The 16,252-nt window shown below is 73.6% G+C and carries 15 protein-coding genes, 3 tRNA genes and 1 pseudogene; 8 read left to right on the top strand and 11 right to left on the bottom strand.

Annotation, left to right across the window (positions count from 1 at the left end):
• Together AB0I22_RS36555 and AB0I22_RS36560 are read left to right on the top strand one after the other, a co-directional pair.
• Positions 1-446, top strand: a pseudogene (locus AB0I22_RS36555) (hypothetical protein); the annotation flags it as partial.
• Between the two features lie 247 nt (positions 447-693).
• Positions 694-2,193: a N,N-dimethylformamidase beta subunit family domain-containing protein gene (locus AB0I22_RS36560; protein ID WP_363135342.1), complete on the top strand. Its 1,500-nt coding sequence runs from the start codon at positions 694-696 to the stop codon at positions 2,191-2,193.
• Between the two features lie 33 nt (positions 2,194-2,226).
• On the opposite strand, the gene AB0I22_RS36565 is transcribed toward AB0I22_RS36560, so the two are convergent.
• On the bottom strand, positions 2,227-3,141 hold the full coding sequence (locus AB0I22_RS36565) for a LysR family transcriptional regulator (protein ID WP_363135344.1): 915 nt from the start codon (positions 3,139-3,141) through the stop codon (positions 2,227-2,229).
• Between the two features lie 100 nt (positions 3,142-3,241).
• On the opposite strand from AB0I22_RS36565, the gene AB0I22_RS36570 reads away from it, so the two are divergent.
• From AB0I22_RS36570 to AB0I22_RS36585, 4 genes are all read left to right on the top strand, one after another.
• A complete protein-coding gene (locus AB0I22_RS36570; RefSeq protein ID WP_363135345.1) occupies positions 3,242-4,498 on the top strand; it encodes an MFS transporter in 1,257 nt (418 codons plus the stop codon).
• 41 nt (positions 4,499-4,539) lie between these two features.
• Positions 4,540-5,439: a phosphoribosylaminoimidazolesuccinocarboxamide synthase gene (locus AB0I22_RS36575; RefSeq protein WP_363135346.1), complete on the top strand. Its 900-nt coding sequence runs from the start codon at positions 4,540-4,542 to the stop codon at positions 5,437-5,439.
• Positions 5,440-5,521: 82 nt separating this feature from the next.
• Positions 5,522-5,794, top strand: coding sequence for a hypothetical protein (locus AB0I22_RS36580; RefSeq protein WP_363135347.1), 273 nt, complete (start codon positions 5,522-5,524; stop codon positions 5,792-5,794).
• Positions 5,791-6,183, top strand: a complete 393-nt coding sequence (locus AB0I22_RS36585; RefSeq protein WP_363135348.1) for a PIN domain-containing protein — start codon at positions 5,791-5,793, stop codon at positions 6,181-6,183. The genes AB0I22_RS36580 and AB0I22_RS36585 overlap by 4 nt, the downstream gene beginning before the upstream one ends.
• Positions 6,184-6,263: 80 nt before the next feature.
• Here the strand turns inward: AB0I22_RS36585 and AB0I22_RS36590 are convergent, their stop codons facing one another.
• Both AB0I22_RS36590 and AB0I22_RS36595 read right to left on the bottom strand, forming a co-directional pair.
• Positions 6,264-7,262: an SDR family NAD(P)-dependent oxidoreductase gene (locus AB0I22_RS36590; protein WP_363135374.1), complete on the bottom strand. Its 999-nt coding sequence runs from the start codon at positions 7,260-7,262 to the stop codon at positions 6,264-6,266.
• Positions 7,263-7,330: 68 nt separating this feature from the next.
• Positions 7,331-8,536: a UDP-N-acetylglucosamine--N-acetylmuramyl-(pentapeptide) pyrophosphoryl-undecaprenol N-acetylglucosamine transferase gene (locus tag AB0I22_RS36595; protein ID WP_363135349.1), complete on the bottom strand. Its 1,206-nt coding sequence runs from the start codon at positions 8,534-8,536 to the stop codon at positions 7,331-7,333.
• Between the two features lie 91 nt (positions 8,537-8,627).
• Between AB0I22_RS36595 and AB0I22_RS36600 the strand changes: the two genes are divergently transcribed.
• Both AB0I22_RS36600 and AB0I22_RS36605 read left to right on the top strand, forming a co-directional pair.
• Complete coding sequence (locus AB0I22_RS36600) at positions 8,628-9,359, top strand: response regulator transcription factor (RefSeq protein WP_363135350.1); 732 nt, start codon at positions 8,628-8,630, stop codon at positions 9,357-9,359.
• 95 nt (positions 9,360-9,454) lie between these two features.
• A complete protein-coding gene (locus AB0I22_RS36605) occupies positions 9,455-10,966 on the top strand; it encodes a HAMP domain-containing sensor histidine kinase (RefSeq protein ID WP_363135375.1) in 1,512 nt (503 codons plus the stop codon).
• 23 nt (positions 10,967-10,989) lie between these two features.
• Here the strand turns inward: AB0I22_RS36605 and AB0I22_RS36610 are convergent.
• The 8 genes from AB0I22_RS36610 to AB0I22_RS36645 form a co-directional block, all read right to left on the bottom strand.
• Positions 10,990-11,062 (bottom strand) — tRNA-Gly (locus AB0I22_RS36610).
• 33 nt (positions 11,063-11,095) lie between these two features.
• The gene (locus AB0I22_RS36615) at positions 11,096-11,698 is read right to left on the bottom strand and encodes a response regulator transcription factor (protein WP_363135376.1); all 603 of its coding nucleotides are present in this window, start codon (positions 11,696-11,698) and stop codon (positions 11,096-11,098) included.
• 501 nt (positions 11,699-12,199) lie between these two features.
• A complete protein-coding gene (locus tag AB0I22_RS36620) occupies positions 12,200-13,672 on the bottom strand; it encodes a histidine kinase (RefSeq protein ID WP_363135351.1) in 1,473 nt (490 codons plus the stop codon).
• 42 nt (positions 13,673-13,714) lie between these two features.
• Positions 13,715-14,542, bottom strand: coding sequence for an ABC transporter permease (locus tag AB0I22_RS36625; protein ID WP_363135352.1), 828 nt, complete (start codon positions 14,540-14,542; stop codon positions 13,715-13,717).
• Positions 14,542-15,483 (bottom strand): ABC transporter ATP-binding protein, encoded by a 942-nt coding sequence (locus AB0I22_RS36630; RefSeq protein WP_363135353.1) that lies wholly within the window; start codon positions 15,481-15,483, stop codon positions 14,542-14,544. The genes AB0I22_RS36625 and AB0I22_RS36630 overlap by 1 nt, the downstream gene beginning before the upstream one ends.
• A gap of 136 nt (positions 15,484-15,619) precedes the next feature.
• Positions 15,620-15,692, bottom strand: a tRNA-Gly gene (locus AB0I22_RS36635).
• Between the two features lie 77 nt (positions 15,693-15,769).
• Positions 15,770-15,841 (bottom strand) — tRNA-Gly (locus AB0I22_RS36640).
• A gap of 87 nt (positions 15,842-15,928) precedes the next feature.
• A complete protein-coding gene (locus AB0I22_RS36645) occupies positions 15,929-16,246 on the bottom strand; it encodes an Lsr2 family protein (RefSeq protein WP_363135354.1) in 318 nt (105 codons plus the stop codon).
• Positions 16,247-16,252: the final 6 nt, after the last annotated feature.

Genomic DNA, 16,252 nt, shown 5'->3' on the forward strand with positions numbered 1-16,252 from the left:
TACCCTACCCGACGCCCTTCCGATCCCCCGTCGCCGGCGTCCGCACCGCCGTCGGCGGGCTGGCGACCTGGCTCACCGCCGAGGTCGCGCGCGAGGAGCGGGAGGAGGCGGCCCAGCAGGAGGCCGCCGGGCCCGGCGGCCGGGTGGCGGACGACCCGTGGCTGGACGGCCTCGCGCCGCCCTTCCCGTTGCAGCCGCCGCGCACCGGCCGTGAGCTGCTGACCGACCATGTCACCGCGATGGTGTGCTGCGCGGCCATGGACTCCGCGGGCGCGGCGCCCGGTCTGGACTGGCTGGACGGGCCGGCGCTGCTGTTCGGCGGCGCGCGGCGGAGCGACCTGGGCGGGCCCGTTCTCAGCCTCGTCGAGGACGGCGACGACGGGCCGCTGCGCGGCTGGCTCTCGGAGGTCGGAGTGCGTCCGGAGAAGCCCGTCCGGCTGGTGTGAGAGCGGTGGGCACCGTGAGGTTCACCGGCCGGCGCGGTTTCCGGCCGGAAGGCGACCCGCCGGGAAAATAGCGACAAGCGGTGACGATATGAGTGCGTTATGTGATGTGCTGGGGCCCCGTTGCCTTCGAAGACAGGGCCCGGCACGGCCGAACGGTACGTAGCGACAACCGCGACAGCACAGTGAGCGAGGCAGCGGAGCGGCACGGCACGGCGGGGACGCGGCGAGACGCAGGGAGGGGACGCACGTGGGAACGGAGCAGATCCGCCGATGGGAGTCGGGGGCGCTGGCGCATGCCGTCTCGGACCCCTTCGGCCAGGGCCCGGTGCCCTGGCTGCGCGGGAGCGAGCACTATTTCGACGACACCGGCCAGATCATCCCCTGGTACGTGGACGTCGAGCACGGCCCGGCCGCCGGAGGGCGCGCGGGCTCGGCCAAGATCCCGGCGCCCCGGACCCGGGGTCCGCGGATGGCGGACGACGTCCACCGCCAGATCAAGGGCTTCGCGTCCACGGGCGCCGCCGCGCCGGGCGACGCCATCGACTTCCGCATCACCGTGGACCCGCCCCAGCAGTTCAGCGTGGACATCTACCGCATCGGGCACTACGGCGGGGACGGCGCCAAGAAGATCACCACGAGCCCGCGGCTGTCCGGCATCGTCCAGCCGCCGCCGCTCACCGCCGACCGGACCGTCTCCTGCCACCACTGGTGGCTCTCCTGGCGGCTCCAGATCCCGACCTACTGGAACCCCGGCGCGTACGTCGCCGTGCTCACCACCGAGGACGGGCACCGCAGCCACATCCCCTTCACGGTCCGCGACGACCACCCCGCCGACCTGCTGCTCGTCCTCCCCGACATCACCTGGCAGGCGTACAACCTCTACCCCGAGGACGGCCACACCGGCGCCAGCCTCTACCACGCGTGGGACGGGGACGGCCGCCTCCTCGGCGAGGAGGACGCCGCCGTCACCGTCTCCTTCGACCGCCCGTACGCGGGCGCGGGGCTGCCGCTGCACGTGGGGCACGCCTACGACTTCATCCGCTGGGCCGAGCGGTACGGCTACGACCTCGCCTACGCCGACACCCGCGATCTGCACGCGGGCCGCGTCGACGCCGCCCGCTACCGCGGCCTGGTCTTCCCCGGCCACGACGAGTACTGGTCCGCGCCCATGCGCCGAGCCGTCGAAGAGGCCCGCGACAACGGCACCTCGCTGGTCTTCCTCTCCGCCAACACCATGTACTGGCAGGTGGAGCTGGCCCCCTCGCCGGCCGGCACCGCCGACCGGCTGCTGACCTGCCGCAAGCGCCGCGGCCCCGGCCGCGCCGCCCTGTGGCGCGAGATCGCCGCCCCCGAGCAGCAGCTGCTGGGCATCCAGTACGCGGGCCGCGTCCCGGAGCCCGCGCCCATGGTCGTACGCAACGCCGGGCACTGGCTCTGGGAGGCGGCGGGCGCGGGGGAGGGCGAGGAGCTGCCGGGCCTGGTGGCGGGCGAGGCCGACCGCTACTACCCGCGGACGGCGCTGCCCGAGCACACCCGCCGCATCCTCCTCGCCCACTCCCCGTACGAGGACAGCGAGGGGAGCACGCGGTATCAGGAGACCTCGCTGTACCGCGCGCCCAGCGGCGCCCTCGTCTTCGCCTCCGGCACGTTCGCCTGGTCCCCGGCGCTGGACCGCCCCGGCCATGTGGACCCGCGCATCCAGCGGGCCACGGCCAATCTGCTCGACCGGATCTGCAAGAGGGACTGAGGCAGGCTTCTTCGGGGGGGGCCGGGCCGGGGCCTACCGCGCCGTGAAGGGCCCCGGGTCGCGCGCCAGCGCCACCGTCAGCGCCCGGAAGATCCGCACTTCCGGGTCGCCGTCCCCGGCCCGGGTCGCCAGCACGCTGTGCGCCCACGGCGCGTCCAGCACCGGCACGTACACCGCCCCGGGCCACGGGTAGTAGCGCGCGAAGGACTCCAGTCCGGAGCCCGCGCCGCGCCCCGACGCCACGCTGGTGAGGATGTCCTGCGGGGTCAGCGCGCAGTCCGGGCTGCGCCGGGGCGCTTCGCCGCCGCGCGGCCCGGCGAAGTACAGGTAGTCGGTGAACGGCTGCGGCGTATGGCGCGGCAGCCGCAGGAACGGCAGGTCGAGCACGTCCGCGAGGTACACGCCGGTGGCGGCGGCGTCCGCGAGCGGGGAGGCCGCCGAGACCCCGACGATGCGCCGCTCCGTGGTCAGCACGTCCACGGCGATCCGGTCGTCGTCCGGCACGGGCCGTACGAAGGCGACGTCCACCCGGTCCTCGTTCAGCGCGCTGGAGTGCTCCGTGAAGTTCAGCTGTACGAGCTTCACGGGCGTCTCGGGCCGGGCGCGCCGGAAGGCGTTCACGGCGGCGGGGGTCACCTCGGCGGAGCCGTGGCCCATGACGCCGACGCGCAGCGGCCGGCCGTCCTCGCGGCCCCGCGCGACCTCCATGACGTCGTCGACGGCGGCGTTGGCGGCGGCCAGGAGCGTACGGGCGTGCCCGGCCAGCCGCTCGCCGGCGGTGGTGGGGGAGACGGGGGAGCGGTGCAAGAGCTGCGTGCCGAGGTCGCGTTCGAGCTGCTGCACATGGCCGGTGACGGCGGCCGGGGAGAGGAACAGCCGCGTCGCGGCCCGCCCGAAGTGGCCTTCCTCGACCACCGCCAGGAAGGAGGAGAGACGACGGAGATCCATGCCTTCCACGGTATGCGGGACGCGGGGCCGCCGGGAAACCCCGTTCACGATCCTTGAACGGCTGCTGCGGGCGGCTCCGTACGGCCCGTAGAAATGCGGCATGAGCATGCCCGCAGACCATCTGAACGCCGAGGCCGACGCGGCGGCCGCCCGTACGGCCCCGGTCCGTCACCACGCCCGCCCCCGCCGGGACTGGCTGCGCGCGGGCTGGGTCATGACCGCGTCCGGCTGGAGCGCCAACCAGTTCTCGGCGCTGCTCGGCGCGTACCGCGGCGAACTCGGCCTGTCCACGGCCGCGACCACCGGCCTCTTCGCCGTGTACGTCGTCGGCCTCATCCCCGGCCTGCTGCTCGGCAGCCCGGCGGCCGACCGCCTCGGCCGCCGCCGGGTCGCGCTGGGCGCGCTCGCCCTCTCCGCGGTGGCGACCTGCACGCTGATGGCGGGCTCGACGGCCGTGTGGCTGCTGTGGCCGGGGCGGTTCCTGACAGGTCTCGGGGCGGGGGTGCTGCTCACGGCGGGCAGCGTGTGGATCAAGGAACTGTCCTCGCCGCCGCACGACACCGCCGCCGCGCCGGGGGTGGCCGCCCGCCGCTCGGGGCTCTTCCTCTCGGCGGGCTTCGCCACGGGCGGCCTCGCCGCGTCCTTCCTCGCCCAGTGGGCGCCGTACCCGATGGTGACGGCGTACGTGCCGCACCTGGTGCTGTCGGCGGTCGCGGCGGCGACGGCGTTCGGCTCGCCGGAGACGACGGGGGCGGCACCGGCCGCCCAGGTCCCAGCCCCCGACATGGGCCCCGTCCGCGCGCGCTTCCGGGCACTCGTCGTGCCCGTGGCCCCCTGGGTGTTCGCGGCGCCCACGCTCGCGTTCGCCACCCTGCCGGGCCTGGTCGACGGCGGCCTGGACGGCTGGCAGACCGTGTACGCGGGCGTCGCCACCGCCGTCACGCCCGGCAGCGGGCTGCTCGTACAGCCGCTCGCGCGCCGCCTCGCGGCCCGCCACCGGCTGGCGACGGCCGTCGCCGGGATGTCGGCCGTGGCCGTCGGCCTGCTCGTCGCCGCGTTCGCCGCCGCACACACCGACCCCGCCGTCGCGCTGGCCGCCGCGGCGCTGATCGGCGCCGGCTACGGGCTCTGCGTGACGTACGGGCTCACCGAGGTCGCGCTCCTCGCGCCGCCCGGCGGACTGGCCCGGCTCACGTCCCGCTTCTGGGTCCTCGCCTACCTGGGCTTCTTCGCTCCGTACGGATTCACGCTCCTCAGCGGCCCCTTCGACCCCGCCGCGATCCTCCTCGCCGCGGCAGGTCTGGCGGTCGTCACAGGCATCGGAGTGACCCTCGCGGGAAGTCGAGCGGCGGAATAGGGAAGAATCGGGGGCCTTGGAGCAACCCACCGGGAGGACTCGTGTCCGGATTCGTAGAGAAGCCCGATCCCGTAGAGGTGCCGGGCCTTGTGCATCTGCACACCGGAAAGGTTCGCGACCTCTACCGCAACGACAGCGGCGAGCTGGTGATGGTCGCCAGCGACCGCACCTCCGCCTACGACTGGGTGCTGCCCACCGAGATCCCCGACAAGGGGCGGGTGCTCACGCAGCTCTCCCTGTGGTGGTTCGACAAGCTCGCGGACCTGGTGCCCAACCACGTCCTGTCCACCGAGCTCCCGGCGGGCGCGCCCGCCGACTGGGAGGGCCGCACGCTCGTCTGCGAGTCCCTGGACATGGCGCCGGTCGAGTGCGTGGCGCGCGGCTACCTCACGGGCTCCGGCCTGGTGGAGTACGAGAAGACCCGTACGGTCTGCGGGCTCGCCCTGCCCGAGGGTCTGGTCGACGGGTCCGAGCTGCCGTCGCCGATCTTCACCCCGGCGACCAAGGCCGCGGTCGGCGAGCACGACGAGAACGTCAGCTACGAGGAAGTGGCCCGGCAGGTGGGCGCGGAGACCGCGGCCCAGCTCCGCCAGGCCACGCTCGCCGTGTACACCCGCGCCCGCGACATCGCCCGCGAGCGGGGGATCATCCTCGCCGACACGAAGTTCGAGTTCGGCTTCGACGGGGACCGGCTCGTCCTCGCGGACGAGGCGCTGACCCCGGACTCGTCCCGCTTCTGGCCCGCCGACCAGTGGCAGCCGGGCCGCCGCCAGGCGTCCTTCGACAAGCAGTTCATCCGCGACTGGCTCACCTCCCCCGCCTCCGGCTGGGACCGCCACAGCGAACAGCCCCCGCCCCCGCTGCCGAAGGAGACGGTGGAGCAGACCCGCGCCAAGTACGTGGAGGCGTACGAGCGCCTGACGGGGACGCCTTGGGCTTAGCGGACGCGCCTCGGGGCCCGGACGGTCCCCGAGGCGGGATATCGCCACGCCGCGATAACAAGAGTTTTGGCATAGTGGCTCCGTGGCTACCTCCCCGGCTCCCGGCGAAGGCCCCGTCGGCCGGGTCTTCGTCTCGCTCCACGAGGGCACCATCGCGGCTCTCAAGGCGCACACCGGCAAGCGGGGCATGTCCGCCTACGTCGAAGGCCTCATCCAGCGCCAGTTGGAACGGGACCGCCTGCGTGAGCTCATCGAGGACGCGGAAGCCGAGCACGGCCCGGTCGACGAGTCCGCGGTCGAGGCCAAGCGCGCGACGCTCCGCGGCAACAAGGCCGACTCGGCCGACGCCGCGTGAGCGGCACGCTCGTCCTGGACTGTGAGGGACTGTCCAAGCTGGTGCGCCGCACGCCCGAACTCACCGAATGGCCGGCCGCCGCCGAGGCGGCGGACACGCGCGTCGTCATCAGCTCCGTCACTCTCGTCGAAGCTCGCGACCCCAGGACCAACCAGGCGCGTTTCGACTACGCCGCCTCCCGCGTCAACATCGTGCCGCCCACCGAGTCCGTCGCCCGCCAGGCGAGCCGGCTTCTCGCCGGTGCCGGACTCCACGGTCACAAGTACGCCCTCGACGCGATCGTCGCCGCCACCGCACTCACCTCGCCCGCACCGGTGACCGTCCTGACCTCGGACCCCGAGGATCTCCGAACGCTGTGCGGCCCCGGCATCCGCGTACTCAAGATCTGACGCGGTGCGAGCCCGGCCCCGAAGACGGTTCGGGGCCCGGGGCACCGATAAGGCGGCGCCCCGGCCCCCCGCCGCCCCCCTCACACCTGGTACCGGTCCCCGGTGAACAGCCCGATGTTGTCGAGGACCCACGCGGACGTCCGCTCCAGCCCCTCCTCCAGCTCCACCCGGGGCTCCCACCCCGCCCACTCCCTGGCGCGGGAGTTGTCCGAGAGCAGCCGTTCCACCTCGCTCCCGCCGGGCCGCAGCCGCCCGGTGTCCACGACGACCTCCGCGTCCCGCCCCGACGCCTTGATCAGGGACTGGGCTAGGTCCCCGATGGAGATCTCGCGGCCCGTGCCCAGGTTGACGGTGTGTCCGATCGCCCGGTCGCACTCGGCCATCGCCAGGAACCCCTCGGCGGTGTCGGTGACATAGGTGAAGTCGCGGGTCGGCGTCGTCGAGCCGAGCTTGATCTGCCGCGCCCCGGAGTGCAGTTGGGCCAGGATGGCGGGGATGACGGCGCGCGCGGACTGCCGCGGGCCGTACGTGTTGAAGGGCCGTACGACCGTCACCGGCAGCTCGAAGGCGTGCGCGTACGACAGCGCCATCATGTCCGCGCCGATCTTCGAGGCGGAGTACGGGGACTGCGGCTGCAACGGGTGCGATTCGCTGATCGGGGCGGTCAGCGCGGTCCCGTACACCTCACTGGTCGAGGTGTGCACCATCCGCCGCACGCCGTGCCGCCGGCAGGCGGCGGCGACGTTCTGCGTGCCGACCACATTGGTCTGCACGTACGCCTCGGGCGCCTCGTAGCTGTACGGAATCCCGATCAGCGCCGCGAGGTGGAAGACCGTGTCGCACCCGGCGACCGCGTCCAGCACCCGCCCCGCGTCCCGGACGTCGCCCGCCACCATCTCGACGGGGGAGTCCGGCGCGAAGTAGCGCGCCAGATACCCGCGCTCGGCGTACGGCTTGTAGTGCACGAGCGCCCGCACCCGCGCGCCGCGCTCGACCAGCAGGTCGACGAGGGCCGACCCGATGAACCCCTCGGCGCCGGTGACCAGGACCGTACGGCCGGCCCAGCAGCTCTCGTTCATGCGCTCGTTCACGCTCGCGTTCAGGTTCACGTTCACGTTCTCGTTCTTCGGCTTGTTCATGGGCTCGTTCATGCGTGGGTCCTCTCGATGAAAGTGTCGGAAAGCGGGGCGGACGGGGCGCGCCCCGCCAGCCGCAGCACCCACCCCGCCATCAGGTCGGCGGCCCGCGCGTGCGTGCCCGGATCGGCCGCCGCGCTCATCGCCGCCAGCCGCGCCGGATCGGCCAGCAGCGGTTCGATCAGCTCGGCGAGGCGCGCGCCGCTCGTCTCGCCGTCCGGCAGCAGCAGCCCCGCGCCCGTGTCGGAGAGCACCCGCGCGTTGTGCGTCTGGTGGTCGTGCGGCGCGTGCGGATACGGGACGAGGACGGCCGGCATCCGTACGCTCGACAGCTCGGCGACCGTCGCCGAACCCGCCCGGCACACCACCAGGTCGGCCGCCGCGTAGGCGAGATCCATCCGGTCCAGGTAGCCGACGGCCCGCGCCCCCTCGGCGCAGCCGTCCGCGAAGAGCCGCGCCCACACCTCGTCCAGCGTCTGCGGCCCGGTCTTGATCACCAGCCGTACGTCCGGCCGGAACCGCCACCGCCGCGCCAGCTCCAGCGCCGCCTCCGTCAGCCGCCGGGCGCCCAGGCTGCCGCCGTTGAACAGCACCAGCCGCGCGTCGTCCGGCACCCCGAACTCCGCCCGCGCCTCGGCGCGCAGCGCCGCCCGGTCCAGCCCGGCCACCGCCCCCACCAGCGGCATCCCGACCGTCTCGGCGGCCAGCGCGGCCCGCGTGGAGAGATGCTCGCGGCTGCGGTCGAAGGCCAGCGCCACATTGCGGGTGAGCGCGGTCGCGAACCGGTTCGCGCGCCCCGGCACCGCGTTGGACTCATGGACGAGCGAGGGCCGCCCGGCCAGCCGCGCCCCGAGCACGGCGGGCGCGCTCGGATAACCGCCCATGCCCACGACGACCTGCGCGCCCTGCGCCTCGATGAGCTGCCGGGCCTGCCGCCCGGAACGCAGCAGATCCGCCGGGAGCAGGAAGCGGCGCGAGCCGAGCGAGGAGTCGAAGGGGATCATGTCGACGGTGTGCAGCCGGTACCCGGCCGCCGGGATCAGCCGGGTCTCCAGCCCCCGTTCCGTGCCGATGAAGCTGATCACGGCATCCGGTTCGGCCCGCCGGATCGCGTCGGCGACGGCCAGTCCTGGATAGATGTGACCGCCGGTGCCGCCCGCCCCGACGATCACCGAGAGCGGGCCGCGAGGCCCCTGGGTGTCGTGTGCTGTAGCCATGGGAGCAGCGTCGCGAGCCGCTCTAAGAGTGTTTTAAGAACGGTTCTGCGAAGGTATGCGTGGAAAAGCACCCACGTGAGAGGCCCCGCCCATGCCCGACGCGCAGCCCCCGGTGCCGCTTGACCGGGAGGACGTCCCGCCCGACATCCTCGCCGTGGACGACGACCCCGAGGTGCTGGCCGCCGTCGTCGACGGACTCACCGTCGAAGGGTATGCGGTCCGCTCCGCCTCCGACGGCCTCGAAGCCCTCTCCGCCATCGCCGCCGCGCCGCCCGCCGCCATCGTCCTCGACCTCGCGATGCCCGTACTCGACGGCCTCGCCGTCTGCCGCCGGCTGCGCGAGATGGGCGACCGTACGCCCGTACTCGTGCTCACCGCCCGCGACGCCGTCTCCGACCGCGTTGCGGGCCTCGACGCCGGGGCCGACGACTACCTCGTCAAGCCCTTCGCGCTGGGCGAGCTCTTCGCCCGGCTGCGCGCCCTGCTGCGCCGCGCCTCCGCCGCCCTGCCGCCGCCGGAGGAGGCCGAGCTGACCTTCGCCGACCTCACCGTCGACCCCGTCACCCGCACCGGCCGCCGGGGCGGCCACCGCATCGACTTCACCCGCACCGAGTTCACGCTGCTCGAAGTCCTGCTGCGCCACCCCGGCCAGGTGCTGCCCCGCGAGACGATCCAACAGCTCGTCTGGGGAACGGACTTCGGCCCCGACTCCAACTCCCTGGCCGTGTACATCGGCTACCTGCGCCGCAAACTGGAAGCGGACGGCGCGCCCCGCCTCGTCCACACCGTGCACGGCGTCGGCTATCTGCTGGCCGAGCGGTGAGCGGCGGCCACCGGCGCACCCTGCCGCGCGATCCGCTGAGCCGCAGCCCGTTGACCCCCGATCCGCTGAGCCGCAATCCGCTGAGCCGCAATCCGATGAGTCGCGGCTCGCTCAGCCGCCGCCCGCTCCGCACCCGCCTCGCCCTCGTCACCTCCGCCGCCGTCGCCCTCGTCGCGCTCGGCGTGCTCGCCGCCGCCTACGTCGTCATCCGCTACGAGCTCGTACGGCAGCTGGACCTCCAACTCACCCAGCAGTCCACGCTGATCAAACAGGAGGACTGGAAGGGGAAGAACGGCGCGCTCCAGAGCGACTGCCGCTGGCTCTCCGCCCCCGCCTGCGCCCAGATCGTCCCAGCCGACCCCGAGGAACCCGACGCGTCCGCCGCGTCGGGCGACAAGAACCTGGTCCTGCCCGTCACCGAAGCGACCCGGCAGGTCGCCGCCGGCGCCCGCGGCGCGTACTACAGCGACATCACCCACCAGGGCCACCCGCTGCGCATGCTCACCACCCGCACCAAGAACGACCGCGCGCTCCAGGTGGCGATCCGCTCCGACATCGTCGAGAAGGGCGTACGCCAGGCGGGCCTGCTGCTCGGCGCGGTCGGCGGCGCGGGCGTACTGCTCGCCGCGGGCCTCGGCTACTTCGCCTCCCGTACGGCCCTGCGCCCCGTCACCCGTCTCACCGCCACCGCCGAACGCATCGCCGCCACCCGCGACCCCGCCCACCGCATCGAACTCGCCCCCTACGAGACCCGCCGCCAGGACGAGATCACCCGCCTCGCCACCAGCTTCAACACCATGCTCGGCGAGCTGGAGCAGTCGGTGGCCGCCCAGCGCCGCCTCGTCGCCGACGCCTCCCACGAACTGCGCACCCCGCTCACCGCGCTGCGCACCAACGCCGAACTCCTCGCCCGCGCCGAACGGCTCTCCGCCGCCCAGCGCGACCGCGCCGCGGGCGCGCTCGGCCGCCAGCTCCGCGAGGTCACCGGCCTGGTCAACGACCTCATCGAGCTGGCCCGGGAGGAGGAGCCGCAGCCGCTCGTCGAACAGGTCCGCCTGGACCGCCTCGCGGAACGCTGCGTCGAGCAGGCCCGCGAACACTGGCCGGACACGCCGTTCACGGTGACGGCCGCCGGCCTCGGTACGGGTACGGGCGCGAGCGCCGACGCGGGCAGTGTCGGGGTTACGGGTCCGGGCGCGCGTACGGACACGGGCACCGTCCCCGGCGTCCCCGCCCGCCTCGCCCGGCTGATCTCCAACCTCCTCGACAACGCGGCCAAGTTCAGCCCGCCCGGCGGCGCCGTCGAGGTCGCGCTCATGGGCTCGTACGGCGGCGGCCTAGACCTCACCGTCCGCGACCACGGCCGCGGCATCGCCGCCGAGGACCTCCCGTACGTCTTCGACCGCTTCTACCGCTCCCGCCAGGCCCGCGCGCTGCCCGGCTCCGGCCTCGGGCTCGCCATGGCCCGCCAGATCGCCCGCGCGCACGGCGCGGAGCTCACCGCCGAACAGGCGGAGGGCGGCGGGGCCCGCTTCCGCCTGCGCTTCCCCGGCGGGCTCCCGACCGGCGGCCGCCCGCCGGAGAACGCCGAAGGCCCCAGCCGCTGAACGGCTGGGGCCTTCGTTTCCTGAGCGGACGACGAGACTCGAACTCGCGACATCCACCTTGGCAAGGTGGTGCTCTACCAACTGAGCTACGTCCGCGTGCGCCGCGCTGTGCGTGCGGTGCGGAACCAACTATAGCCAACCTTGAGCGCGTGCTGTGCGTGCTGCGGCATGACGGTTCTCGGCGCCCAGTTTCGCGGCGGCGGCCGAGAGGTAGTTGCGGACGGTTCCCTGCGTCAGTCCGGCCCGCTCGGCGATCTCCGCGATCGGCGCCCCGTTCTCCGCCAGCTCCAGCAGCTCCGCCTCCCGGGCGGTCAGCGGCGAGGCCCCGGAACTGATGGCGTCAGCTGCCAATTCCGGGTCCACGTAACGGCTTCCGGCGTGCACGGTACGGATGATCTCGGCGAGCTGCTGCGCCGAAACCGTCTTGGGCACGAACCCCCGCACCCCCGCCTCCAGCGCCCGCTTCAGATGGCCGGGCCGCCCGTGGCTCGTCACGATCATGGTGCGGCAGGCGGGCAGTTCGGCCCGTAGCGATGTGGCGACCTTCACACCGTCGGCCCCGGGCATCTGAAGATCCAGTACGGCTACGTCCGGCCGGTGCGCCCGGGCCATGGCCACCGCCTCCGGCCCGGTCGCGGCCTCGGCGACGACCTGAAGATCGTCCTCCAGCCGCAGCAGCGCGGCCAACGCACCCCGGATCAGATGCTCGTCGTCGGCGAGCAGCACGCGAATGGCCGCATCGCCGTCAGCTCCCGCCTCTCCAGCCGGCCCGCCGCCCACTTCTGCCCCGGACCCGCCGCCCGCGCCCGCTCCCGCGCCTGCCCTGCCGACCGCGCCCGATCCGCCGGCCGCGCCTGAAGTCGTGCCCGATGCTGCTCCTGCCTCGCCGACCGCGCCTGCCCCGCTGGCCGTGCCCGATCCGCCGGCCGCGCCCGAAGTCGTGCCTGCCCCGCCGACCGTGCCCGACCCGGTACCCGCCTCCGCCCCCGATCCGCCGACCGCCTTCGCACTCGACCCCGCGCCCGACCCCGCGCCCGGCAGCCCCTCGACCGCCGACCCGTTCTCCTCCATGACCCGCTCTCCTCACAACCGCCCGACGGCCATCCGGCCTGTCCGGCCGGGCTCAACAGCCCGCGCCGCTCCTTGCCTCCGCTGACCCGCTGACCCGCTGACCCGCTGTCCCTCCGGCCGCCTACGGCAGCCCACGGCCGTCCGTCCCGCCGCGCCCGGCCCCTACGGCGCCCCCTCCGCCGTGCGGCCCGTACGACCCGTACGGCCCGCCGCCGCGGTGCCCCGCCCGCCGGGCCGGGGCAGCCCGCGGGCCATGCCCCGAAGGGAGAGGCGGCGATCCGGCGGCTCCGCCGAGGACCCCGGCGGCGGGACGGCCGCGTCCCCGTCCCCGTCTTTTCCGCCCCCGGCCGCCCCCGCGGCCAACGGCACCCGCGCCGTCAGCCGGAACGAGCCTCCCGCCCGGTGCTCGGCCACCACCGTGCCGCCGAGGGCCGCCAGCCGCTCCCGCAGCCCATTTAGTCCCGAGCCGCCCCCGCCGGACGCGGCCCCCGCCACCACCCCGTCGTTGTCCATCACGAGCACCGCCGCGCCCCCGTCGGCCCCGGAGGCCACCGACACCCGCACCGCGCAGTGCAGCGCCTCGGCGTGGCGCAGCACGTTCGTCGTGCCCTCCCGTACGACCCAGCCCAGCGCCGACTGCACCGCCTCCGGCAGCCCGCCCCCGTCCGCCCCCGCATTCCCGCGTCCGGTCTCCGCCTTGGTCCGCGCGCCGGCCGCGCTCACCGCGTCCATGTCGACGCGGCAGTCGATCCCGGCGGCGGCCAGCACGCTCCGCGCGCCCGCCAGCTCCGTGTGCAGATCGGCCTCGCGGTAGCCGCGCACCACGTCCCGTACCTCCCGCTGGGACTCCCGCGCGATCCGCTGCACCTCGGTCATCTCGTCGAGCGCGGCGGGCGAACCGCGCCGCGCGAGCTGCACCGCAAGCTCGCTCTTGAGGGCGATCACCGCGAGGTTGCGGCCCATCACGTCGTGCATGTCCCGCCCGAACCGCAGCCGCTCCTCCGCGACCGCCAGCCGCGCCTGGGTCTCGCGCGCGGCCTCCGTCTCCCACACCACGGACAGGTGCCACCCGGAACAGCGCACCATGGAGGCCACCCACAGCCCTACGACGAAGGTGACCAGCGCCACGGCCATCAGCCCCGCCCTGCCGACACCGACCGGAACGAGGGCCAGGGGCGCCAGCACCGCCGCGACGGCGCAGCCGAGGACGTACGTGCGCAGCCGCACCATCAGGCACACCGACCCGGCGACCGGCAGCAGACTCGCGATCGGCACCCACCCGCCCCCGGACGGGTGCTTGGGTTCGCCGTGCGCGACGAGCGCCACCAGGAGGGCCAGCGAGCCCAGCAGCAGTACCGCGTGGACCGTCAGCCGCCGCCACGGGGCGTCGCCCTGGCCGAGGTAGCAGGCGAGCGCCCGCCGGGTCAGGCCGACCCCGAATACGCAGTGGACGGGGCACAGCGCGATCAACGCGCCCGCCAAGACGGGCTGCTCGGTGCCGGCGAGCAGCGCGGGGGCGCCCAGGACGAAGAAGAACCACGGGATTCCGTACAGCATCCACCGCGTGTAGCAGTCGACCTTCGAGACCTTGGACCGGTCCCGCCACCGCACTCGCCGCGTCCGTCGCCCGAACATGCGCCCCCTACTCCCTGCCGGACTCGCTGCCGAGCCGGTCCCTCACCGCCGCGATTCCCAGCGGAACCACCTGCGTACAGCAAACACGGCCAGTACGACCCAGGCCAGCGCGGTCCCCAGGTAGCCGAGCGTCTCGGCGAGTCCGAGGGTGCCGAGCCAGCCGCCGCGCATCAGCTCCACGACGGGTGTCATCGGCAGCAGCTTGCAGATGTCCCCGACGACGTCCGGCATGACCGTCAGCGGCACGACCATCCCCGAGCCCGCCACCGAGAGGAGCAGCAGCGGCATCGACAGCAGCTGCGAGCTCTCCGCCGTCTTCGCGCCCGTGGCGGTCACGGCGGCCAGCGCCACGAACAGGACGACGCCCAGCACGAACCCGGCGATCAGCAGATCGGGCCGGGCCGGTATGCGCAGGTGGAGCCAGGCGGCCCCGGCGACCAGCAGCACCACGCACTGCGCGAGCGCCAGGCCCACGGCGGGCAGCGCGGAGCCGGCCAGGATCTCCGGGTCGCTCGCCTCGCTCGTACGGAGCCGTTTGAGCACCAGTTCCTCGCGCCGGGCGACGAACGCGCCGGACAGGTTCTGGTAGACGGCGAAGATCAGCACGAAGCCGAACGCCCCGGTGATCGTCGTCTCGTTGACCGACATCCCGGTCTTCGCGATATCGATCTTGGCCGTCGCCGAGCGCATCGCCCACACCATGAAGACCGGCATCAGCAGCGCCAGGTACAGCGCGGTCTTGTTGCGGCTCATCAGCGTTGCCTCGGCGCGCCCCAGCGCCAGCATCCGCGTCGCCGCGACGGCCGCCGCGCTCCGGGGCGGCGCCCCCGCCGCCGGTCGCGTCGCTTCCCCGCGTTCCGTCACAGCCATCAGGCGGCCCTCCCCGCGATCGACAGGAACGCCTCTTCCAGCGAGGCGGTCCGTGGGTCCAGCCCGGTCAGTTCCACGTTCTTGTCCCGCGCCCAGAGCAGCAGCCCGGTCAGCGACCGCTGGAGCTCCCGGGTGCGCAGCTCGATGCCCCGGCCGGTCTCCGCGTAGTCGTCCACGCCCAGCTCGGCCAGCGGCGGCAGATCGCCGACGAACCAGCCCTCGGGCAGCGAGAAGCGAATCCGGGCCGGGTGCGCGGCGATCACGTCGGCGAGCGTCCCGGACGTCGCGATCCGCCCCTTGTCCATGATCGCGACCCGGTCGGCCAGCACCTCGGCCTCCTCCAGGTAGTGCGTGGTCAGCAGGACGGTCGTGCCGTTCTCGCGGAGCTCCCGCACCAGGTTCCAGGTCTCGTGCCGGGCCTCCGGGTCGAGCCCGGTCGTCGGCTCGTCGAGGAAGAGCACCTCGGGCCGGCCCAGCAGCGCCAGCGCCAGGTCCAGCCGGCGGCGCTCGCCGCCGGAGAGCTGCTTGACCCGCACGTTCCGCCGGTCCGCCAGCCGCACCAGGTCCAGCGCCTCGTCCACCGGCCGCGCCCCGGTCGTGCACCCCGCCCACATCCGTACGGTCTCGGCCACCGTCAACTCGGCCGGGAATCCGCCCTCCTGGAGCATCACCCCGATCCGGGGCCGCACCATCCGCCGTTCCCCGTACGGATCGTGGCCCAGCACCCGCACCGATCCGCCGCTCGGCCGGGCCAGGCCCTCGATCAGCTCCACGGTGGAGGTCTTGCCCGCCCCGTTCGTCCCGAGCAGCGCGAACAGTTCACCGCGCCCGACGCGGAACGAGATGTCCCGCACCGCCTCGAAGCTCTTCTTGCCGTTGCCGGGCGGCCCGTAGCGGCGGCGCAGCCCGGTGACGTCGATCACACTCTCCCCGATTTCCATGGTTCAAGGTTTTCGCGTGATCGGCGTGAGGGTCAGTGCGAGCTGTCATCAGTCCGATTGACGAATGTCATGAGCCGGGGAGGGCTGGACATACGACGAAGGCCCGGTCTCCAGGAGACCGGGCCTTCATTCTCTGAGCGGACGACGAGACTCGAACTCGCGACATCCACCTTGGCAAGGTGGTGCTCTACCAACTGAGCTACGTCCGCACGCATCCGGTCGGCTCGCGCTGACCGGCACTTCCATCGCTCACTCTGATCCACTCGCGTGGATCAGGGAGGATGAGAGCGGGTGACAGGAATCGCACACTGCGCCTCCCCCTTGGAAAGGGGGCGCTCTACTACTGAGCTACACCCGCGTGATCCGTGAGTCCCGGCTTTTCCGGCCCGGCCCCTCGGCGTGCTCCAGACTCTAGCGGATCACCTGGGGTGTCATGCAAATCGGATCAGGCGGCGGCGTTGAAGGCCTCGTAGACCTTCTTGGGGATGCGGCCGCGGGGCGGTACGTCCATGCCGTGCGAGCGGGCCCAGGCGCGTACGGCGGCCGGGTCGGGGGCGACGGCGGTGCGCCGGTAGACCTTGCCGGAGCGGGACTGCTTGCGGCCGGCCTCCAGGTAGGGGGCGAGTGCCACCCGCAGTTTCTTCGCATTGGCGGTGTTGAGGTCGATCTCGTACGACTTACCGTCGAGGCCGAAGGTAACCGTCTCCGCGGCATCCCCGCCGTCGATGTCGTCGGAGAGTGTGACCACTACGCGCTGCGCCACGAAAAT

It is taken from the genome of Streptomyces sp. NPDC050610 (genome assembly GCF_040654875.1).
In the GTDB taxonomy this organism is placed as follows: Bacteria; Actinomycetota; Actinomycetes; order Streptomycetales; family Streptomycetaceae; genus Streptomyces.